Source organism: Ralstonia sp. UBA689 (assembly GCF_002298975.1).
Classification (GTDB): Bacteria; Pseudomonadota; Gammaproteobacteria; order Burkholderiales; family Burkholderiaceae; genus Ralstonia.
On the sequence record NZ_DBMV01000004.1, the window covers coordinates 1 to 21,157 of the forward strand.

Genomic DNA, 21,157 nt, shown 5'->3' on the forward strand with positions numbered 1-21,157 from the left:
TGAGGGCGTTGTTCAGGGCCGATTACTTGCCGGTTGCAGTGGTCTCGGCATGCAGTTCACCAATATGTCAGAGGCGGATTCTTCTGATCGAGCACGGCTGCGCGTGATTTCGAATGGCTTTGTGAAGGGTATTCCTGGACGAGATTGTGTTGACTGGTCAGCAAAGGGGGCGGGCACCCTTTGGGGAGGTATCGTCGGCAGCAGCGGCTATCGCGGCAGATCGTTGAGCATGCCCGACGCGCCGAGCAAGGACGTCGCTGAACTCTATGTCGAGGCAAATCAGCCCATCACCCTTGTATTCCAGACGACGCCTGAGAGCTGGTACCAGTGCTCGGTAGCTGCTTCTTTTGTGCCGAAAGCAAATCAGGATTACGAGGCAAGGTTCGACCTGAATTCGTCATCCTGCGGCGTAAATGTTCGCTCCCTTAGCGAACCCAATGCTCACGTTGAACTTGTGGACGCGGCACCATGCTGACCTTGCCCCTGTTTCACGGATCCCAAAGCCGACAAAGTCAGGCCGCTTTGCCTTGTTGAGAGGTGGCCCAGCTTTTCTCGAACGTCATGGAGCTGACGTTTTTGAGTGTCGAGTGCAGCCGACGGGCATTGCAGAAGTAGAGCCAATCAACCACTTTATCCATGGCGGCACGCCGAGTTGCAAACTGCCGACCATGCAAGCGCTCAACCTTGAGCGAGCCCCGCAAGCCTTCGGTCGGCGCATTATCCCAGCAGCCACCGCACCGGCTCATCGACGAACGCATGCCGTAGGCTTTGAGCGCATCCTCGAACAGGCCGCTGCAATACTGGCTGCCACGGCCGCTATGCACGATGACACCGGCTGCCGGGCGACGCCGGAACCACGCCATGCGCGGCGCGTCCGAGACCACCTCGGCCTTCAGTGTGTTGTGTTTTGACCATACGCGGCTCACCGGGTGAGAAATGAGAACTTCGATTCGGGCGAGTAGAGACTATGTCCGATACGCTCCGACTGTAGCCGATACCTTTGGGGGTATTTCTGGGGGTATGCCCTGCAAGGGGATGTTGAAAATCCTTTTATTTTCAAACGATTGCGTGTTGGATGGGAATGACACCCTCCCAGCAGTAGCAAAAGCCCCTTGGTCTCACGGCCAAGGGGCTTTTTGTTTGCCGGCGCGCTGGCGCAACTTACGCGCTACAGTTTTTCGGATGCGACATGCTTGGCCTGCGGCAGTGGGTTGCCGTCGAAATGCGAGCCTGTCGGAATCTCGGAAATGTGATGGATCTTCGGATCTCGGTGCGCATCGATCGGTGCGTCCTGCGGATCGATGAACGACATCGCGGTGCGCCGCCGAAGGGCATGCGATTCACGGGATTGCGATTGAGACTGTGACTCGCGCCATAGTTCAGCGGTGAACTTGAGTCCGGCGCGCAGCGCATGCGCGCTTTCCTGCTTACCCTTGCGCTGGTCGGAGACTCGCTCGATCCCCTTCTTGACCACCTCTTCCAGGAAGGTCAGGCGGGCGCGGTAGTAGTCCGCATGCATCTGCGCGTCGAGAACGCGCTGTTCCGCCTGGTACAGCTCCATGCGCAATTCAGTCAGCGCACGCTCGGCCTGCTTCTCGGGAGAAGGCGCGTGATTCAAAGCCCAGTTTGCAATCCACCGCAACATGGTCAAGCCCTCCTGTCTTGCAAGTGTTCATCCACTTGTATGAAGACATCGCTCGCTGCCCGCATGCATGGATCGGAGGCGATCGCGTGCTTGCAAAACAGACTACCAAAAAAATTCGTTGCGGTTGAGGCAGACTGCAAACACGCCTGTTGCTAAAAAGAAGCATGCTCCATTTGGGTGAGAGGCGCGCGGCTGAAGTTCTGGTTTGATGAGTGTTTGTCTCGTGCGCAAGCGGCCGCCAAGGCGTGTTTGGCACACGGGCAACCGATTGCGCGCTAGGCGCCAAGCTGGCTTGCCAGCGTTTCCAGGTCGGTCACGTTACAGTCAAATGTCGGGTCGGGCGTGGTGTCGACCGCCGCCCCGGGGCCGAACTCCAGCGGCCGCGCAATGAATGCCGTGCGCAAGCCCAGCGCGCGGGCGGCCACCAGATCGTACTTGTGCGATGCGACCATCATGATCTCGCCGGGCGCCACGCCAAGCGAGCGGATGGCAAGGCCATAAACCTTCGGATCGGGCTTGAACGACTGCACCAGTTCGCCGGTCAAGAGGGCATCGAAAGACAGCCCGCCATGCCGTGCAATGCGGACCACCGAAGCCATGCTGCCGTTGGATAGCGCCGCCGTCAGATAGCGTGAGCGCAGGCGGTTTAGCCCCGGCACCGTATCGGCCCACGGGCGCAGCCGCCTCCACGTCGCGTTGAGCGCATCACGGTCTTCCGCGCTCACGTGCTGTGCCCACGGATAGTCGTGCAGCAGCGCATCCAGTGCTTCACGATAGATGGTGTCGGTGGAAGTCCAGCCGCGGTTTCCGGCCAGGATGGCGTCCATCCCCGCGCGGTAGCTGGCGCGCCAGCGTGCAATGACTTCAGGCCAGTCGGCGACGAACTCTCGACGCGCGGCCAGCGCTTCGCCGGCTTCGATGAGCGGGGTATAAAAATCCACCAGCGTGCCTTGCACATCGAAGCACAGAGCCTTCAGCGTTGACGGGTCGAATGTCATGCGCGGCTCCTCGGAAAAGGGCGGGGGCAGCCTTAGCGAAACCGGTAGGTGAGCGACGCCATCGCGGTGGCCTGCTGGCGACGCTGGGTGATGGGGCTGTCGGCCGCATCGCCGCGCAGGCGTGCGGCGGTCACCGAGCCGTTGGCGGTCCAGCGGTCGTCGAGCTTGCAGGTGACGATGGCGTTGAGGTGGACGTCGCGCACGCCGGCATGCGTGGCGAATACCGGCAGGCCCGAGTGCGCGCTTTGCCCGTCGTCCACGCCGAAGAAGGTGCGCATGTATTGGCCGTTGGTCCAAGACACGCCCGCGCCAAGGCTAAAGAGCCAGCGGCCGAGCGGCGCGCTGGCATACGCATCGGCGTTGGCGATCAGACCCTGGCGGTTGCCGAGGATGTCCTGCTCGGCATCGGTGGACAGCGTCAGGAACGACACGGTGTATTGCGCGAACGCCTTGGCGCGCACGGTGGCGTTGACGTTGCCCAGACCATTGAGACGGGCATCGTCGTGCGCGTGGCGCCAGGTCGGGTCGAACTGGAAGTTGCCGCCCACCTGCCAGGTGTCGTCGTTGGCGAGGTACACGCCCAGGAAGTCCATGCCCTTGGAGAAGAACCGGCGCTTGTACTCGATCTCCTGATCGATCCACGGAAACACGAAGCTTGATTTTGCGCCCGGGTACTTCGGTGCCACGTACACGGACGGGCCGACGGCGATGCTCCAGTCGCCGTCAATGGCGTCGGCGTTCGTCGCGGGGGGCGCGGTCTGTGCCGTGGCGTTGGTGCCGGCGAGCGCCTCGATGACGAGCAGGCAGGCAAGCACAAAGCGGGGCAGGACGCGCGAAGAGAGCATGGGGTGAGCGGTAGAGGTCGAGAGAAAAGCGGCGGGCACGTCATTCTAAGTTCGCCAAGCAATTCCTGCTCGGCTACTCGGGCACGGGCATTGGCTCGGACGCCGCCGGCAATGCCGTCGCCAAGCCGTTCATGCAAGCTGGTGCCAGCCGCTTCGTGGTGGGTGAGGAAGTGGCTGATCTGTTTGGCGTGAAGCCCAGCGACGACCGTTTCCCAGATGTGGTCGGCATTGCGCAGCAGGGCTCGGTGTGGGCGGGCAGCAAACTGTCGAAGATCGCCGAACATGGTGGCTTCCGCCCGGAAAATCGCCACGTGCCGATCGTGGTGTGGGGCGCGGGCATCGACGCGAACATCGTGGACGAGCGCGTCGACACCAACCAGATCGCGCCGACCATCCTGAGCGAGCTGGGCCTCAAGCCTCACAAGCTCCAGGCTGTGCAGATCGAAGGCACGAAGCGTCTGCCGTATCAGCATTGATGCGGCAACGGGGCCGACACGGCAGCAGTGTGCCGGCTCCGATCGCGCATAAAAAACGCCGGGATGCCCCGGCGTTCTTCATGGCGCAGACCAGCCTTATTGCTTAGCGGGCTCAGCGGCCTTCGGTGCCGAAGCGGCGTCGGTCTTGGCTTCCGACTTGGCTGCAGCCTTGTGCGCCTTCTTGTGCGCGTGACGCTTCTTCGCGTGCTTGGCTTCAGCCTTCGGTGCCGAAGCGGCCTCGGTGGTCGTCGCCGCAGCGGCCGGAGCCGAAGCGGGAGCGGCAGCGACCGGTGCGGAGGCGGTGCCAGCGGCGAACACGGGGGCTGCGAAGGCACCAGCAACGATCAGAGCGGCCAGGGATTGAGCGACTTTCATGTGAAACTCCTTAGCGGATATTGCGGGACTTCAGATACATGGATCTCGTCCCAGTTGCGATCCATGCCTCCAAAAACGCCTCACATCGTGAGGGCGTGCACCGCCGTTTGTAAGCGTTCTGCCCACGATGTAAGCGTGCGTAACAATGTAGAAGGAGTGCTACGCAGTGTTTGTCAACTTGTGTTGAGACTCATCAAGATGCGGATTCACGCATCCGCGTATCGTCAGGGTTTGTGTGGACAGCGGCAAAAGGGTGCACCACACTGCGTGGTGATGCGCGGGTCATCCCGATACTGGACTCGCGCGTTGAACGGCAGTGGCGCGGGACGCGTTGGGTCACGTCCCACCCGGTATCGGGTGCGCCGCAATCGAGTTTCTTTATAAGGACAATACGATGAACAAGCTCCTGGCCGCCCTCGTGGCTGCAGTCTTCAGCGCCGGCGCATTCGCGCAGGCTTCCGCTCCTGCGGCCCCGGCCGCGCCGGCTGCGCCTGCCGCCGCCCCGGCACCCGCTGCTTCGACTCCGGAGCCGGCTGCAGGTGAGAAGAAGACGCATCACAAGAAGAAAAAGAAGCGCGACCACCGTCCGAAGCTGCAGGACAAGAGCGCGTACGGCGTGGGCGGTTGATCAACCCGCAGCCAGCCGCTTTTTCTGCACACCAAGGCGCCGGCCTCCAAAATGGGGACCGGCGTTTTGTTTTGGGCCTTCGGCGGGAATCGCGATAAAGTCGCTTGACTTAGAGTGCGCTCTAACTTCTAAGCTCCGCTCATGACCACTTTCCTGACCATTCGCCAAGCCGCAGAAACCACCGGCCTGTCGACGCACACGCTGCGCTACTACGAGCGCATCGGCCTGCTCGACAGCGTGCAGCGCCGCGACAACGGCCACCGCGTCTTCCGTGCTGAAGACATGACGTGGCTTGCCTTCCTGCTGCGCCTGCGCGAGACCGGCATGCCGATCGCTCAGATGCAGCAGTACGCTGCGCTGCGGCGGCAGGGCGACAGTCTGGAGAGCGTGTCTATGCGGCGCAGCATGCTCGAATTGCATGCGGCGGCGCTGGAAGCGGAGCTGCGCGCGCGGACCGAAACGCTGGCCATGCTGCGCGAGAAGCTCGTCATCTATGACGGCATCCGGGCCAGGATTGAAGCCGCGCAGGGTTCCGCTTCCTCATCTCGCAGACACCAACGCAAACCGAATGAGGACGCGCATGACCACGATCGCCCAACACGCCAATCCCACCAGCCCGCAAAACGACCGCTACGCCCGGGGCTGGCAAAAGCTCAAGGAAGTCGATGACGTGGCCGGCGAGCGCGTGGTCGAGGCCATGGCGGACATCTCGCCCGACCTTGGCCGCTACATCGTCGAGTTCGGCTTTGGCGACGTCTATAGCCGGCCGGGCCTGACGCTGCGCGAGCGCGAGATCGCCACCATTGCCGCGCTCACGGCGCTCGGCAATGCGGCGCCGCAGTTGAAGGTGCATATTGCCGCTGGGCTCAACGTCGGGCTCACGCGCGACGAGATTGTCGAGACGATCCTGCAGATGGCGCTATACGCCGGCTTTCCGGCGGCGCTCAACGGCATGTTTGCTGCCAAGGAAGTGTTTGCCGCTCATGACGCCGAGGGCGGGGCGCCGGCCGGCGCGCTGTCGGACTCGCCCGTGCGCCGCGAGACCAGCAACTGATCGATGCGGTGGTTGTCGATGTCGAGCACCTCGATGCGCAGGGGCCCGATGTCGACGCTTTCGCTCTTCTTGGGAATGCGCTTGAGTGCGTAAATGACCAGCCCGGCGAGGGTTTCGACCTGATGCTCGCCGGGCAGGTCGTCGAGGTCGAAGGCGCGCTTGACGTCGCCGATGGGCGTGACACCGTCAACCAGGCATGAGCCGTCGTCGCGGCGCACGATCTGCTCGTCCTCGCCCAGGTAAAGGATGTCGCCCATCACCGCGCCGACGAGGTCGTCCAGCGTGACCACGCCCACCACCAGGCCGTATTCGTTGATCACCGCACCAAAACTCTGGTGCATCTCGCGAAAGCGCGTGAGCACCTGCGACAGGTTGAGCGTATCGGGCAGCACCAGCAGGTTCTTGTCGTAGTGCTTACCGAGGTTGCGGATCACGGCGGAGGACTCTTCCGACAGGATCTGCTGCAGGATGACCTTGGAGGCGATGAAGCCGAGCACCGAGTCGATGTCGTCGCGGCAGACGAGATATTCCGCATGTGGCTGCGCGATGATCTTCAGCTTGATGGATTCCAGCGGCTCGTCGATGGTGAAGTAGACGACCTCGTCGCGCACGGTCATCACCGAGGTGACGGTCCGTGATTCCAGCTCGAACACGTTCTCGATGACGGCCAGCTCGTGCTTGCGCAGCACGCCGGCCTCCGCGCCGGCGCCCACCATGGCGGTGATGTCTTCGGTGGTGATCTGCTCGACGCGGTGCGTGGGCACGCCAAAGAGCTTCAGAAACAGATCCGCCGCGCCGTTAAACAGCCACACCACCGGCCGCAGCACGCGCAGGCACGTTCGCATCGGTCCGATGATGCCCAAGGCGCAGCGCTCGGGGTAGAGCACCGCGAGGCGCTTGGGCAGCAGGTCGGCAAACAGGATGAACACGCTCGTCACGATGATGAAGCCGGCGATGTTGGCGACGCGCTCGGCGCGGGCGGCCGGCAGCCAGTCGCCCAGCCACGTGGCCAGCGGCCCAGAGACCTGGCTGTCGCCGATGATGCCGGCAAGGATGGCCACCGCGTTCACGCCGATCTGCACGATGGTGAAGAAGTTGCCGGGCGTGTCCTTGAGCTGCAGTACGTGCTGGGCGCGGGCGTCGCCATCGTCGGATAGCGTCTGCAGGCGGACGCGGCGCGAGGCCGTCAGGGCGATCTCGGAGGCGGAAAAGAAGGCGCTGATCAGGATGAGCGCTATGAGGGTGACGGCGGGCATGACGGCGGGGCGGGCGCGCGGTTGTGCCGTAGCCGTCGCGCTGCCGCTCGGAATGGGAATGTGGCTTCGGCTGATCATGGTGCAGCGCCGATCGCTTTGTCAAACCGCAACAGGTGGAGCTCACCCGAAAGAATTGTCTATGCCCCAGCGTGGGGCTTGGTCATCGAAAAAGTGGTTTGCAGCGTACCCGCGCCATCGGCGATACTTGCACCTTCGGACCATACTGCCTCGGTTTGCCTTGCGGGGCCTGCGTTTGCAGGCGGCAATCCAGAAAAAAGACAGATGTTCCGCAGGGCGTAAGCATAGTAGGCGCCCACTTCTCAGTGCCGGCGCAGATCGGCCTAACGCGTGCACACAGTTGCGCAGGAGTGGAAGGTCATGTTGGTTCTCAGCCGTTCACAGCGGCGCACCGGGGGGAAACGGGGGAATACGGCAGGGACGATCGGACGACTGGCGGCGCTCTTTGCGGCGGCCATGGTGTCGATGCCTTGTGTGACGCTTGCTCAACAAGCGCCTGCCACCACCGGTTCAGGTGCGTCAGGAGTTGCATCTTCCATCTCGGCCAGCGCGCCGAACATCGCGTGGTACTACGGCGACAAACCGCCCGTGGCACAGTTGCGCGCCTTCGATGCGGTGGTGGTCGAGCCGGACCACGGTTTCGATCCGTCTCAGTTCAAGACACCCAAGACGCAGTGGTATGCCTACGTGAGCGTGGGCGAGGTCACGCCCGCTCGCCGCTGGTACAAGAATTTGCCCAAGGCGTGGCTGTCCGGGCGCAACGACGCCTGGGCCTCGCGTGTGGTCGATCAGGCCCAGCCCGAGTGGCCGGCCTTTTATGTCGATCACGTGATCAAGCCGCTGTGGGACAAGGGCTATCGGGGCTTCTTCCTCGATACGCTGGATTCGTACCAGATCGTCGCCAAGGACGATGCCGCGCGCGCGGCGCAGGAAGCTGGCATGGTGCGCGCAATCCGGGCAATCAAGGCGCGCTATCCGGAGGCGAAGCTGATCTTCAATCGCGGTTACGAGATCCTGCCGCAGGTGCATGATCTGGCGTATGCGGTGGCGTTTGAATCGTTGTATCGAGGCTGGGATCAGGGCGCCAAGCAGTACAAGGAAGTGAGCGACGCCGACCGCGAATGGCTGATGGGCCAGGCGCGCAAGATCCGCGACGAATACCATCTGCCCGTGATCGCCATCGATTACTGCCCGCCGGCGGACCGCACCTGCGCGCGTGAGACAGCCAAGCGCATCAAGGCGCAGGGGCTGGTTCCGTACGTGACCGATCCGGAGTTGTCGACCATTGGCGTGGGCCGTATCGAGGTGCTGCCGCGCAAGGTGCTGATCCTGCAGGATCGCGACCCGCGCGCCACCATCGACACCAGCGAGGGCGTGCGTTTTGTCGCCATGCCGCTCAACTTTCTCGGCTACGACGTCGAGTACGCCGACATCAACAAGCCTTTGCCCGCCACCGTGCCGCCCGACCGCTACGCCGGCGTGGTGGTGTGGGTCAACACCAGCCCGATCAAGCAGGTGGCCGCGCTCTCGTCGTGGGTGCGGCAGCGCATCCATGACGGCGTACACATCGCCTTCATGAACCAGTTCGGCCTGCCGGTGGACGCCAGCATGGCCGACATGTTCAAGCTGCAGCTCGTGCGCGGGCGCGCCAACGGGCCGCTGACCGTGGTGTCGCAAGACAAGATCATGGGCTTCGAGATGGCGCCGCAGCCAGAGCGCCGCGAGGCCCAGCCGATCCTGGTCGAAGGCCATGGCCAATCGCTGTTGCGCCTGAAGTCGGGCAACTTCGAGTTCGACGCCGCCGCCATCACCGACTGGGGTGGCTATGTGCTGAACCCATATGCGGTGTTCTCGATGGATACCGTCGAGCAGGCCCGCTGGGTGGTGCAGCCCATCGAATTCCTGCGCCGCGCGCTGGCGTTGCCCAACATGCCGATTCCCGACGTGACCACCGAGAACGGCCGCCGCCTGATGCTCGTGCACGTCGATGGCGACGGCTTTGCCTCGCGCGCCGAGTTTCCCGGCCCGGAATACTCGGGCGAGGCGCTGCTGCAGGATGTCTGGGAGAAGTACCGCATCCCGACCACGCTGTCGGTCATCGAGGGGGAGGTGGGCGCCAGCGGCCTGTATCCGAAGCTGACGCCGCGCCTGGAGGCCATCGCCCGCAAGATGTTCGCGCTGCCTTACGTTGAGCTGGGCACGCATACCTATTCGCACCCGTTCGACTGGAGCCGCACGGTGCCGGGCACCGCCCCGGGCGGTCCGGGCGCGGATCGGGGAGGCGGTGACACAGCCTTCGCGCTGTCCATTCCCGGTTACAAGTTCAGCCTCGACCGGGAGATTGGCGGGTCCATCGGCTACATCAACGAGCGTCTGGCGCCGCCGGGCAAGCGCGTGAAGATCCTGCAATGGTCGGGCGACTGCCAGCCGCCCGAAGTGGCCGTGCGCATGGCCCAGGATGCAGGCGTGCTCAACATCAACGGCGGCGATACGACCATCACGCGCAGCTCGCCGTCATGGACGGACATTGCGCCGCTGGGCATCGACAAGGGGCCGGGCGCTTACCAGGTGTTTGCGCCCAATCAGAACGAAAACGTCTATACCAATGACTGGACAGGGCCGTTCTACGGTTTCGATCGGCTGATTGAAACGCTGCAGATGACCGATACTCCGTATCGGTTCAAGCCCATCAATATCTACTACCACATGTACTCCGGTACCAAGCTCGCGTCGCTCAAGGCCTTGAAGAAGGTCTACGACTACGCGCTCTCGCAGCCAGTGTTTCCGATCTACTCGACCGAATACGTGGTCAAGGTGCTGGACTTTCGCGACATGGCCATCGCCCGCGAAAGTGGCACCCCCGGCGACGCCAACGGCGACACCTGGGTCGTGCGCGGTAACGGAGATTTGCGCGAACTGCGCTGGATGGCGCCCGGCACGCCGCGCCTGGCCGATGCGCAGGGCGTGGCGGGTTATGGGCAGGCTGCGGGTGGCCTCTATATCCACCTCGACGATGGTGCGGCGCGCTTTATCGTCGCACCCGAGACAGCATCGGCCAAGCCGGCGTACATTGCGGAAGCCGCGGCCTTTGTGCGCAACTTCGAGCGCAGCGGCAACGGCATGACGTTCGAGGCGGGCGGTTATTACAAGCCGTTCGTGCGCCTGGCCGATGCCGGCGCATGCCGTGTGCAGGTCAACGGCAGCCCAGCGCGTGCCGCCCGCGCACAAGACAACACCTTGCGTGTCGACCTGACTGGAACCGCCGCACAAACCGTGAGCTATCAACGTATCGATGTGGTCTGCTGACCTGACACCGCGTGAACGGCTGTTGCCGGCCTGGCTGATCGGCACGCTTGGCGCGCTGATCGGGCTGGCGCTCGCCCTGATGTTTCCGCGCGAGCGTCTGGAGGCGCGCCTGCTCGAAGGCGGGAAGGTCGATGCGCTGTCGGTGGCTTACCTGGAAGCCTGGCTGCGCGTGCGCCCGAACGACGGCGAGTTCCTCAGCGTGCTGGCGGCCCAGTACGTGCGCACCGGCCGCCTGGAAGACGCCGAGGCCATGGTGGCCCGCATGCGCGCGCTGCACGACAAGTCGCTCGACCGCGAAGCGTTGCTGCTTGACATCGCCATCCGCGAGCAGCGCGCCTATGCGCTGCAGCCGAAAGACCCGCAACGCGCGGCCATGCTGGAGGATCTGCGCGGCCTGCTCAAGCAAGCCCTCGATTACCGCTGGACGGCGTCCGAGCTGGAAATCCTGGCCACCAAGGCGCGCGCGCTGGACCAGGGCGCTATTGCCGTGCAGTTCTACCAGCGCCTGGCCAGGCAGGACGTGGCACGTGCCTCGCAGTGGCAGGCGCGCACCGCCGAGATTGCGCTGGGCGTGGGCGAATACCGCGCAGCGGCGGCGGCCAATTTTGCCGCACAGGATGCCGCCAAGTCGCTCGACGAGCAGCGCCGTTACTTCATCGCCGGGCTCAAGGCGCTGCAAAGCGGCAACCTGCTCGACGACGCCATGACCGAAGCGCAGCGCCGCGTCGGCCCGTTGATCGACGATACCGAAACGCTGCGCTTCCTCACGCGCTTGGCCATGGCCTGCAACCGCCCCGACCTGGCGGATCAATACGCGCGCCGTCTGCTGCATCTGTCGTGGCATCGGACGGAGGAAGGCGTGGCCCTGGCAGCCCTGGCGGCCGATGGCGCGCGTCATGACTGGGCATTTGCCGGCCGGCCGGAGCCCCTGCCGTCGCCGGCAGACGTGGTGTTCATGGATGGTCCGGAAGGCTTGGCCCGTCGCGAGCGCCACGCCGCACGCATCCGCCACGTTGCCGACAAGGCTGGCGATGCCGGCGCTTCGTCCTCGCAGCCGACCGGTGCCCAGGCCATCGTGCGCGGCATCGCGCCGTTCAATGCCGAGGATTACGATCTCGCCTACCGCGTCTTCATGGGCAGCGGCAACCTGAACGACGCCATGCGCGTGGCCGAGGCAGCCGTGCGCCAGCGCCCCGACCTGAAGATCTGGACCGAGCGTGCCGCGCAGGTGGCCGAATGGAACCGCCAGCCGATGGCGGCGCTGAACTATTGGCTGGCCTACGCACAATCGACCGGCGACGAGGCAGCCTGGCACAACGTGCTGCGCCTGGCGCCCGCACTCAACGAAGACCACGCCTACCTGGCTGCGCTGCGCTACCAGGCCAGCCGCCAGCCCGGCGACATGAAGCTGCTGGACCAGATCATCGCGGCCTACGAACGCCTGGGCGAGCCGGTGGAAGGACTGGCGTATCTGAGCAGCATCGCGCGTGGGCCGCACCGGCAGGCCGTCCTTGAGCGCTACGCCATGCTGGCCGAACGCGCCGGCAAGGACGACCAGGCTTACGAGACCTACGTGCGCCTGCAACAGGAATTCGGCCCCAATGCGCAGTACGCGCTCAAGCTCGCCAATATCCTGTACGTGCGCGGCAAGTTCGAACAGGCGCTCGCCGCCATGCAGGCAGCCACCAAGGCAGCCACGCCGACGGACGATCTGTACTGGCGCACCTTCGCCCAGCTTGCCCGCCTGAACCAGCGCGACGACCTGGCGCGCGAGGCGTACCGCCAGTTGCTGAGTGGCGGCACGGCCGAGCCCGACGACCTGACGTCGATGATCGACTTCTACGACGCCAGCCCCATCGACGCCGGCCGCCTGGCCGAACTGGCCTTCCGCAAGGACGGCACGATGGTCCACCTGCAGCAGGCCATCTATTACTACACGCGCGCGCGCGCTTTCCGCCGCATCGACGGCTTGCTCGCTTCGCTCACACCGGCGCAGCGCAAAGCTGCCGAGCAATCCGCCGGCGTGCTGGGCGCCCGTGCCGAGTACTACCGCCAAAGCGGCCAGTGGGATGCCGCCATGCGCGACCTGCGCCGCGCCGTCACGTTGCCGGATGCCGGCAGTGACGTGAAGGCGGCCTTCCTGTGGGGCCTGCTCGACTCTGGGCAGAACGCTGAGTTGAAGCGCGCCCTGGCCCTGTGGCGTGGCGAAGCCGAAAACGATTCCGCCTACTGGGGCGCCTATGCCGCCGCCGGCCTGCAACTGTTCGACGCCAACCTCGCGTTGCGTTTCCTGGGCCGCCAGGGCAAATCGATGCAGACCGATCCGCTCTGGCTGCTGGCCTACGCCGATGCGCGCGAGATGGCCGGCCAGGCCGATGCCGCCTGGGGCCTGCGTCGCGAGGCCTGGTGGCTGCTGTGGCGTGCCGAGGGTGCCGACGCTGCCGGCGCAAAGGACAAGACCAAGGCGCCTGCGGGCCGCCGCGTCGGTACGCGCGTCACCGTGGGCGACAACGACGCCGTGCCGCTGGAAGAAGAGGCCCGCACCGAACTGCGGGCCCGGCGCGTGGCGCTGGCGCAAACGTTCAGCTCGGGCGACCTGTCGCAGCGCCTGCTGATCGAGCTGCTGCGCGACGACCGCCGTGCCACCAAGGAAGCACGCGAGGGCGGCCGTTCCGCCACGGATCAATCCGAGCTGGGCGACATCGATACGCTGCCTCCCGAGCCGCCAGAAACACCGTCCGACAAGCGCAAGCCGGCGCGTGTGAGCGACCAACTCGTCTCCGCCGTCGCCAAGGAGGCGGCGCTCGGCTGGGCGTTGTCGCAGGAGGCGAACGACCTGGCGCGTGCCTGGCTGCTGCAGCAATACGCGCGCCGCATGACGCGCCCGGCCTATGCCGAAATCTCCATCGCCCTGGCCGAGCACGATCTGCAGACGCTCAACCGCCTGCTGGACGACACGCCCGACCGTATCCCGCTGTACAGCCGCATCGATGCGAACGTGATGACAGACCGCCTGGGCGAGGCGCAGCGCCTGTCGTTTGAAGGCCTGAGCACGGCGCCCGACGACGACCAGCTCCACGGGCGTGTGCAAGAGACGCTGCTGACCAATGCCCAGGCACTGGAGCCGCGCGAGACGTGGTTCAAGCAGGCACCGCTGACCTACTTCGAGAGCAGCGCCGCAGCCGGCATCCGCCTGACCGACCACTACAGCATGCTGTTGCGCGCCACCCAGCGCAACCAGCGCTCGACCGACGACACGCAGCTCACGGGCGTGCCCGCGCAGGACCGCAGCGTCGACTGGATCTCGCAGTACCAGACGCAGAACACGCAGTGGAAGGGCACGGTGGGCTGGCGCCAGGGGCTGGCCTCGCTCACTGCGTTCCGGCTGGACGGGCTGCTCGGGCAGGCCGGGCCGGTGGGCACCGAGCTGTCGATCGGCCGCAACCAGCCGGCCAATGAAACGCCGCAACTGCGTGTGGGCGGCGTCAAGGATCTCTTCTCGATCGGCAACAACTGGCGCCTGACGCAAAACGAATACGTGCGCGCCCGTGTGGAGGGCGACCGCTTCTATGGGCAGGATCGCTCGTTCCTGGGCAGCGGCATGGTCTTCGACGGCGAGATCGGCCACCGCTTCCGCGTGGAATATCCTGACTACACGATCCGCGTGGTCGGCACGTACGCACGCTATAACGCTTCGGGCACGGTCAGCCCCTTGATGGCGCGCCTGTTGCCGGCTGGCGCCGCGCCGGATGTCGAGCAGATCATGCCGCGCTCGTTCATGCAGTTCGGCATGCTGTTCGGCTTCGGTACGGACTATCTTGATCGCTATACCCGTGCCTGGCGGCCGTTCATGGATGTGGGCGTGCTGCACGACAACCGCGAAGGGTGGGGTACGCAGGTTCAGCTCGGGGTGGCGGGCAGCGTGTTCGGCAACGACCATCTGGCGCTGTACATCGAGCATCAATCGATCACGCGGTCGGGGACTGCGCCGCTGACGGAAATCGGCCTGCGCTACCGCTGGCTGTACTGACAAGAGACACAACAAAAGAACGGGGAAAGCACGACATGAAGAACATTCTGGAGAAACCGATGACATCGTTGCTCGACAAGATGAAGGCCGGCCGCCGCCGCTGGCTCGCCGCCGCTGCGGGCGTCGGCATGGTGCTCGCGTTGTCCGCCTGCGCGGTGGTCGACAGCGGCCGTGCGCCGGCAACCAGTGCGTCGGACGCGTGGGTGGTCCTGCCCATCGTCAACTACACTGAGACGCCGCAGGCCGGCATGCGCGCCGAAACCATCGCCGCGAGCATCCTGAAGGCGCGCGGCTTTACCAACCTCAAGCAGTATCCGGCCAACCTGAACAGTGAATCGCTGTTCGAGCCGGCCGAGCGCGAGGCCGTGGCCCGTGCACTGGACTGGGCGCGCGGCGAGAAAGCCCGCTACGCCCTGACCGGCGCGGTGGACGAGTGGCGCTACAAGGTGGGCGTGGACGGCGAGCCCGCCGTCGGCATCACGCTGCAGGTGATCGACGTGCAGAGCGGCAACGTGATCTGGAGCGCCGCCGGCAGCCGCACCGGCTGGAGCCGCGATGCCGTGTCGGCCGTGGCGCAGAAGCTGCTGCGCGAGTTGCTTTCGCCGCTGGGCCGGGGCTGATGAAGACTGGAACCGAAGCCGGGATGAAAGGCGGGCCGGGCATGCAGTCTGCCGCCGCCGAGGCGCGCGGGCGCGATCGCCGGCGCAACGCGCAGGGGATCGGTGCGTCCACTTGGTATGGGCGCTTGATTGCGCCGGCCGTCTCCAGCCCGAGCGCCGTGCTGGAGACGCTGGGCGCCATGGTGGTCGCCATCGGCGTGGTCTGGCTGTTCGTGCCGGACAACCCGCTGCTGCTCGGTTATGGCTTTCCCTGGATCTGGCTGGTGCCGCTCATCCTGGCGCTGCGCTACGGCACGCTGCTGGGCGCCATGGCTGCACTGGTGGTGCTGGGGGCGTGGTGGACGTTCTATGGCCAGACCGCCGAGGCCGGCGACTTTCCGCGCATGTATTTCCTGGGCGGGCTGATGCTGGTGCTGGTCGGTGGGCAGTTTGGCGACATCTGGGGTGCGCGGCTGTCGCGGGCGCGCACCGTCAACGGTTACCTGAACGACCGCCTGGCGGCGCTCACCAAGAACCACTTCCTGCTGCGCCTCTCGCACGAGCGGCTGGAGAACGACCTGCTGGCCAAGCCGACCACGCTGCGCGACACCCTCACGCAACTGCGCAACATCGCGCTGGCCGCGCGTGAGCATGGCGGTGGCGCCAATCAGCCCGACGTAGCCCAACTGCCCGGCGCCGTGCAGTTCCTGCAATGGACGGCGCAGGCCTGCCAGTTGGAAGTCGCGGCCATGGTGCGTGTGACGCACAACCAGGTCGACACTGAGCCGGTGGCCCGCGTTGGCGTGCCGTTCGAGATCGTTGCCGACGACCCGCTGATCCGCCATTGCATCGACACCCACACGCTGGCCCACCCGCAGGCGCCCGAACTGCGGAATGTGAATAGCCCGGAAGACGGCTCGCGCTACGTGGCCTGCGCGCCGGTGCTCTCGGGCGCCGATGAACTGATCGGTATCGTGGTCGTGCAGCAGATGCCGTTCCTGTCGCTGTCGTACGAGAACCTGCAGTTCCTGCTGGTGCTGCTCGGTTACTACGCCGACGGCGTGCGCCACCTGAGCGTCAGCGCCGAGATTCTGGATCTCGTGCCCGATGCGCCGTATGAGTTCGCGCTCGATCTCGGCCGCTTGGCGCGTCTGCACCGCGATACGGGCATCGACTCGTCGGTGGTGGCGCTCATCTTCGATCAGGACGAGGCCAGCGACGCACTGTTCGAAAGCGTGCTGCGCAGCCGTCGCGCGCTGGACGTGGTCTGGCAGGCGCGTGGCAAGGCACGCCGCGCCATCGTGACGCTGATGCCGCTCTCCGGTGCAGGTGCCGTGTCGGCCTATCTGGTGCGCATTGAAGACAGCCTGCGCGCACAGTTCGGCGTCGATTTCGAGGAGGCGCACATCAGCACGCAGACGCTGCATGTGACGGGCGAGCACCCAGGCGAAGCGCTGGTGCGTTTCCTGGCGCGTTGCCATCTGGATGCTTCCTTGGACAAGTAGGGCGAGAGGCAAGCGACCATGTTCAAGCTCACGCTCGGTGGCATCTCGGCGCAAATCGCAGCGGTGGTGATGGTGCTGCACGCCGGCAACAGCCTTGCGCTGCTGCTGTCGTGCCTGCTGCTGCAGGGCACTGCCGCTGCGCTCATCGGCCTGGCCGCCTGGCGCCTGCTGCCGCGCCGCTATCGCGTGCCGTTCGTCTGGACGTATGGCTACCTGGTCGCGCTGTGCTTCTTTGTGCCGGTGGCGGGCGGCCTGCTGGTGCTGGGCGGCCTGCTGCTCGGCAAGCTGTTCCCCAAGCCGGAAGACGACAAGGACATTGCCGACGTCGGTCTGCCGGTGTTTGTGGCGCACCTGATCTCGCGCGTGACGCATGGAGGCGGGGCGCGGCTGCGCGCGCAACTCAGCAACGAACGTGCGCCGGTGCAGAGCCGCATGACCGCGCTGGTGGCCATGCAGTCGATGCCCACGCGCACCGCCAGCCCGGTGCTGCGGGACCTGCTGGCCGACCCGGTGGACGATATCCGCCTGCTGGCCTACGGCATGCTCGACAACGCCGAGAAAGTGCTGATGCAGAAGATCCTGGCTGAGCTGCCGCGCCTGGAAGAAGCCACCACGCCCGAAGCCCGCTATGAGATCAACAAGCGCCTAGCCGACCTGTACTGGGAGCTGATCTACCAGAACCTCGTGCAGGGCGACGTCTACCGCTACACCGCCGAGCAGGTCGAGCGCTACGCTAGCGCGGCGCTCGGCATTCAGCCCGATAACGCCGCGCTGTGGTACATGCGCGGGCGCCTTGCGCTGTCGCGCCGTGAGCCTGACGTGGCCGAAGCGCACCTGCGCCAGGCCGAGGCGCTGGGCTTCCCGCGCGACCGCCTGCTGCCGCCGCTGGCCGAGGCCTGCTACCTGAGACGCGATTACACCGGCGCCCGCGCGGCGCTGGCGCAGTTCTCCAACCGCTCGCCGCTGCCGCTGCTGCGCCCGCTGTTGCGCTACTGGATATCATGAGCGATCACTTTCCACGCGCCCAGTCCGCCGACATCGCGCTGCTGCTCGAAGGGACGTTTCCCTACGTGAGCGGCGGGGTGTCGAGCTGGGTCAACCAGATGATCCGGGCGTTTCCGGACGTCCGCTTTGCCATCGTCTTCATCGGCAGCCGCCGGGAAGATTACGGCAAGCCCGTCTACGCCATTCCCGACAACGTGGTGCACCTGGAGTGCCACTACCTGTATGACTTCCCGGCGCCGCCGCTGGTGCAGGCCAGCGGCGGTGATGCCAAGGCATTCGAGCGCTCGCGCCAGCTGCACGATGCGCTGCGCAACCCCGCACACCACAACGACACGGCCCACCTGATCCGCGCCGCCATCGACGACCTGCGCGACGATGGCCCGCTGGCCGAGGACCAGTTCCTCTACAGCCATCGCGCGTGGGACATGATGACGGACTATTACCGGCGCTATTGCACCGATCCGTCGTTCACGGACTACTTCTGGACCGTGCGCATCATGCACAAGCCGCTGTGGCAGCTCGTGCGCATTGCCGAGAACCTGATCCCGGTGAAGGTGTTTCACACCATCTCGACGGGCTATGCGGGTTTTCTGGGCGCGCTGCTGCGCTACCGTCGCGGGCGGCCGCTGCTGGTGTCGGAACACGGCATCTACACCAAGGAACGCAAGATCGACCTGTTCCAGAGCCAGTGGATTCGCGACAACCGCAGCATCTTTGAAAAGGACATCGCGCAAATCAGCTACTTCCGCGACTTGTGGGTGCGCTTTTTCGAGACCATGGGCCGCGTCTGCTATGACGCCGCCGAAGACATCATCGCGCTGTACGAGGGCAACCGGCAGCGGCAGGTGATCGACGGCGCGCCGGAAGAGAAGACGCGCAGCATCCCCAACGGCATCAACCTGCCGCGCCTGGCCGCGCTGCGCGACAAACGGCCCGCCAAGGTGCCGCACGTGATGTGCCTGATCGGCCGGGTGGTGCCGATCAAGGACGTGAAGACCTTTATCCGCGCCATGCTGACCGTCACGCGCGAGATGCCCGACGCCGAAGGCTGGATCGCCGGGCCCGAAGACGAAGATCCGGAATACGCGCAGGAATGCCACAGCCTGGCCGAGAGCCTGGGCCTGGGCGACCGCATCAAGTTTCTCGGCTTCCAGAAGATCGACGACATCCTGCCCAAGGTGGGCGTGCTGGTGCTGAGTTCCATCAGCGAGGCGCTGCCACTGGTGGTGCTGGAAGGGTTTGCCGCAGGCGTGCCGTCGGTCACCACGGACGTCGGTTCCTGCCGCCAGTTGCTGTTTGGCCTGGAAGGCGAGGACGCCGCGCTGGGCGCGGCCGGCGCCGTGGTGCGCATTGCCGACCCGGCTGCGCTGGCCGCCGAGGTGCTCACGCTGCTGCGCGATGAAGACCGCTGGCACGCCGCGCAGGCTGCCGGTGTCGCTCGCGTCGAGCGCTATTACACGCAGGAGATGATGGTCGGCGCCTACCGAGAGCTGTACGACCGCCTGCACGCATTGCCCGATCTGTCTGTCGAGCACGGCGCCAAGACCGCCGCCGCAGCCTGCCCGTACCACGCGGGGCAGGCTGGCAAGAAGGGAGCGCACTGATGGCCGGCATCGGTTTTGAACTGCGCAAGATGCTCAAGCGTGACAGCCTGCTCGGGCTGCTGCGCGCCTACACCTACGCTGGCATCATCAGCTCGGGGCCGTGGATTCTCTCCATCGTCGGGATTCTGCTGATCGGTATCCTGAGCCTGCCGTTCGTGATTCCCAGCTCGCTCATCACGCAATTCCAGGTGTCGGTCACCTACCTGATTGCGGTGAGCCTAATATTGACCGGCCCGCTGCAGCTTGCCTTCACGCGCTTTGCGTCTGACCGGTTTTTCGAAAAGCAAGACGATCTCATTCTGCCCAACTACCACGCCGTGTCGTTCGTGACGACGCTCATCGCGGGCGGGCTGGGGCTGGTGGTCATGCTGTCCGCATTCCCGCAGCAGTCGGCCATCTACCGGGTGCTGATGCTGGCCGGCTTCGTGGTCATGGCCAACATCTGGATTGCGGTGATCTTCCTGTCGGGCATGAAGCAGTACAAGGCCATCCTGTGGATCTTCCTGATCGGCTACACGCTCACGGTGCTGCTGGCGTTGCTGTTCAACCGCGCGGGGCTGGAGGGCTTGCTGCTGGGCTTCGTGCTGGGGCAGTTGTGTCTGCTGATCGGCATGGCCGGGCTCATCTACCGCAACTTCAGCGGGCGGCGCTTTCTGTCGTTCGAGGTGTTTGACAAGCGCTTTGCGTATCCGTCGCTCATGCTGATCGGGCTGCTGTACAACCTCGGCATCTGGCTCGACAAGTTCATGTTCTGGTATGCGCCGGGCACCGGGCGGCAGGTGATCGGGCCGCTGCATGCGTCGGTCATCTATGACATCCCGGTGTTCCTGGCGTACCTCGGCATCATCCCCGGGATGGCCGTGTTCCTCGTGCGCATCGAGACGGACTTTGTCGAGTACTACAACGCCTTCTACGATGCCGTGCGGGGCGGCGCGTCGCTGGAGCATATTGAAGACATGCGCAACACGATGGTGCAGACCATCCGCGCGGGCCTGTACGAGATCGTGAAGATCCAGGCGATGGCGGCGCTGGTGCTGTTTGCCGTGGGGGCTTCGGTGCTGCGGGTGCTGCAGATCTCCGAGCTGTATCTGCCGCTGCTGTATGTCGACACCATCGCCGCGAGCTTGCAGGTGGTGTTCCTGGGGGTGGTGAATATCTTCTTCTACCTGGACCGGCGGCGTGTGGTGCTGGGGCTGGCAGCGGCGTTTGTTGCGCTCAACGGGGCGCTGACGTGGGTCACGCTGCAGTTGGGGCCGGCCTGGTATGGGTACGGGTTTGCCGTGTCGCTGCTGCTGGTGGTGATGGCGAGTCTGGTGATCCTGGATCGGAAGCTGGATCGGTTGGAGTACGAGACGTTTATGTTGCAGTAGGGCTTGCAGTTGGCCCTCACTGCCATCCGGAGCCCCGCATGTGGCGCTCGGACTCCGGGCAATGACACATCAAGCCTTGCGCACGGCGCTCCAAGCGTCGGCCGCAAGGCTTTTTGCTTTGCGATTGCTGCCTTTTGCAGCAACCCCACGACGCTTTGGGGCCGGCCGTTGCAGCCTGGAACTCGACGTTCGAGGCTTTTCGCTCGGCGGCCGGGGCTCTGAGCTCGGCGGGTCGAGTTTTCTTCTCGGAAAACGGAGTTCCGAACTCGGTGCGTCGAGCTTTTTTCTCGGCGAGTGGAGCTCTGAACTCGGCGCACCGAGTATTTTTCTCGGCTGATGGAGCTCATAGCTCGGCGAGTCGCGGTTTTTGCTCCGCATGCCGCGCATGGATTCTTAGTGGGCCCCCGCCACAACCCTAGCTGGGAGTGTCAGGATTTCCGTGT

Annotated in this window: 16 protein-coding genes and 2 pseudogenes; 12 read left to right on the forward strand and 6 right to left on the reverse strand. The window is 65.0% G+C overall.

What is annotated here, in order from left to right:
• Positions 1 to 475 (forward strand): hypothetical protein (locus B4F51_RS02735; RefSeq protein WP_296223556.1); only part of this gene is annotated, 475 nt, incomplete at its 5' end.
• 37 nt (positions 476 to 512) lie between these two features.
• Here B4F51_RS02735 and B4F51_RS02740 read toward each other — a convergent pair.
• The 4 genes and pseudogenes from B4F51_RS02740 to B4F51_RS02755 all read right to left on the reverse strand — a co-directional run.
• Positions 513 to 896: pseudogene (locus B4F51_RS02740) on the reverse strand (IS3 family transposase); the annotation flags it as partial.
• Between the two features lie 485 nt (positions 897 to 1,381).
• A pseudogene (locus B4F51_RS24555) lies at positions 1,382 to 1,645 on the reverse strand (hypothetical protein); the annotation flags it as partial.
• 275 nt (positions 1,646 to 1,920) lie between these two features.
• Positions 1,921 to 2,643 carry a haloacid dehalogenase type II gene (locus B4F51_RS02750; protein WP_296223558.1) on the reverse strand — a complete coding sequence of 241 codons (723 nt, stop codon included), beginning with the start codon at positions 2,641 to 2,643 and terminating at the stop codon, positions 1,921 to 1,923.
• A gap of 32 nt (positions 2,644 to 2,675) precedes the next feature.
• A complete protein-coding gene (locus B4F51_RS02755; protein ID WP_296223559.1) occupies positions 2,676 to 3,488 on the reverse strand; it encodes a MipA/OmpV family protein in 813 nt (270 codons plus the stop codon).
• 131 nt (positions 3,489 to 3,619) lie between these two features.
• Between B4F51_RS02755 and B4F51_RS02760 the strand changes: the two genes are divergently transcribed.
• Entirely contained in the window at positions 3,620 to 3,964 is a 345-nt protein-coding gene (locus B4F51_RS02760; RefSeq protein WP_296223560.1) for a hypothetical protein, read from the forward strand.
• Positions 3,965 to 4,060: 96 nt separating this feature from the next.
• Here the strand turns inward: B4F51_RS02760 and B4F51_RS02765 are convergent, their stop codons facing one another.
• Positions 4,061 to 4,339 carry a hypothetical protein gene (locus tag B4F51_RS02765; protein WP_296223561.1) on the reverse strand — a complete coding sequence of 93 codons (279 nt, stop codon included), beginning with the start codon at positions 4,337 to 4,339 and terminating at the stop codon, positions 4,061 to 4,063.
• Positions 4,340 to 4,733: 394 nt separating this feature from the next.
• Between B4F51_RS02765 and B4F51_RS02770 the strand changes: the two genes are divergently transcribed.
• From B4F51_RS02770 to B4F51_RS02780, 3 genes are all read left to right on the forward strand, one after another.
• Positions 4,734 to 4,967, forward strand: coding sequence for a signal peptidase (locus tag B4F51_RS02770; protein WP_296223562.1), 234 nt, complete (start codon positions 4,734 to 4,736; stop codon positions 4,965 to 4,967).
• Between the two features lie 141 nt (positions 4,968 to 5,108).
• Positions 5,109 to 5,636, forward strand: a complete 528-nt coding sequence (locus tag B4F51_RS02775; RefSeq protein WP_296223563.1) for a MerR family transcriptional regulator — start codon at positions 5,109 to 5,111, stop codon at positions 5,634 to 5,636.
• A complete protein-coding gene (locus B4F51_RS02780; protein ID WP_296223564.1) occupies positions 5,548 to 6,021 on the forward strand; it encodes a carboxymuconolactone decarboxylase family protein in 474 nt (157 codons plus the stop codon). Before B4F51_RS02775 ends, B4F51_RS02780 begins: the two co-directional genes overlap by 89 nt.
• On the opposite strand, the gene B4F51_RS02785 is transcribed toward B4F51_RS02780, so the two are convergent.
• The gene (locus B4F51_RS02785) at positions 5,949 to 7,277 is read right to left on the reverse strand and encodes a hemolysin family protein (RefSeq protein WP_296223570.1); all 1,329 of its coding nucleotides are present in this window, start codon (positions 7,275 to 7,277) and stop codon (positions 5,949 to 5,951) included. The genes B4F51_RS02780 and B4F51_RS02785 overlap by 73 nt on opposite strands.
• A 483-nt stretch (positions 7,278 to 7,760) precedes the next feature.
• On the opposite strand from B4F51_RS02785, the gene B4F51_RS02790 reads away from it, so the two are divergent.
• Genes B4F51_RS02790 through pelG form a run of 7 tightly spaced genes read left to right on the forward strand, consistent with a single transcriptional unit; the run spans position 7,761 to position 20,714 of the window.
• Positions 7,761 to 10,601, forward strand: coding sequence for a bifunctional glycoside hydrolase 114/ polysaccharide deacetylase family protein (locus B4F51_RS02790; protein WP_296223571.1), 2,841 nt, complete (start codon positions 7,761 to 7,763; stop codon positions 10,599 to 10,601).
• Positions 10,588 to 14,631 (forward strand): tetratricopeptide repeat protein, encoded by a 4,044-nt coding sequence (locus B4F51_RS02795; protein WP_296223565.1) that lies wholly within the window; start codon positions 10,588 to 10,590, stop codon positions 14,629 to 14,631. The genes B4F51_RS02790 and B4F51_RS02795 overlap by 14 nt, the downstream gene beginning before the upstream one ends.
• Before the next feature lie 59 nt (positions 14,632 to 14,690).
• On the forward strand, positions 14,691 to 15,251 hold the full coding sequence (locus tag B4F51_RS02800; RefSeq protein WP_296223572.1) for a penicillin-binding protein activator LpoB: 561 nt from the start codon (positions 14,691 to 14,693) through the stop codon (positions 15,249 to 15,251).
• Entirely contained in the window at positions 15,251 to 16,735 is a 1,485-nt protein-coding gene (locus tag B4F51_RS02805; RefSeq protein WP_296223566.1) for a PelD GGDEF domain-containing protein, read from the forward strand. The genes B4F51_RS02800 and B4F51_RS02805 overlap by 1 nt, the downstream gene beginning before the upstream one ends.
• A gap of 18 nt (positions 16,736 to 16,753) precedes the next feature.
• Positions 16,754 to 17,740 (forward strand): tetratricopeptide repeat protein, encoded by a 987-nt coding sequence (locus B4F51_RS02810; protein WP_296223567.1) that lies wholly within the window; start codon positions 16,754 to 16,756, stop codon positions 17,738 to 17,740.
• Positions 17,737 to 19,344: a GT4 family glycosyltransferase PelF gene (gene pelF / locus B4F51_RS02815; protein ID WP_296223568.1), complete on the forward strand. Its 1,608-nt coding sequence runs from the start codon at positions 17,737 to 17,739 to the stop codon at positions 19,342 to 19,344. The genes B4F51_RS02810 and pelF overlap by 4 nt, the downstream gene beginning before the upstream one ends.
• On the forward strand, positions 19,344 to 20,714 hold the full coding sequence (gene pelG / locus B4F51_RS02820; RefSeq protein WP_296223569.1) for an exopolysaccharide Pel transporter PelG: 1,371 nt from the start codon (positions 19,344 to 19,346) through the stop codon (positions 20,712 to 20,714). Before pelF ends, pelG begins: the two co-directional genes overlap by 1 nt.
• Positions 20,715 to 21,157: the final 443 nt, after the last annotated feature.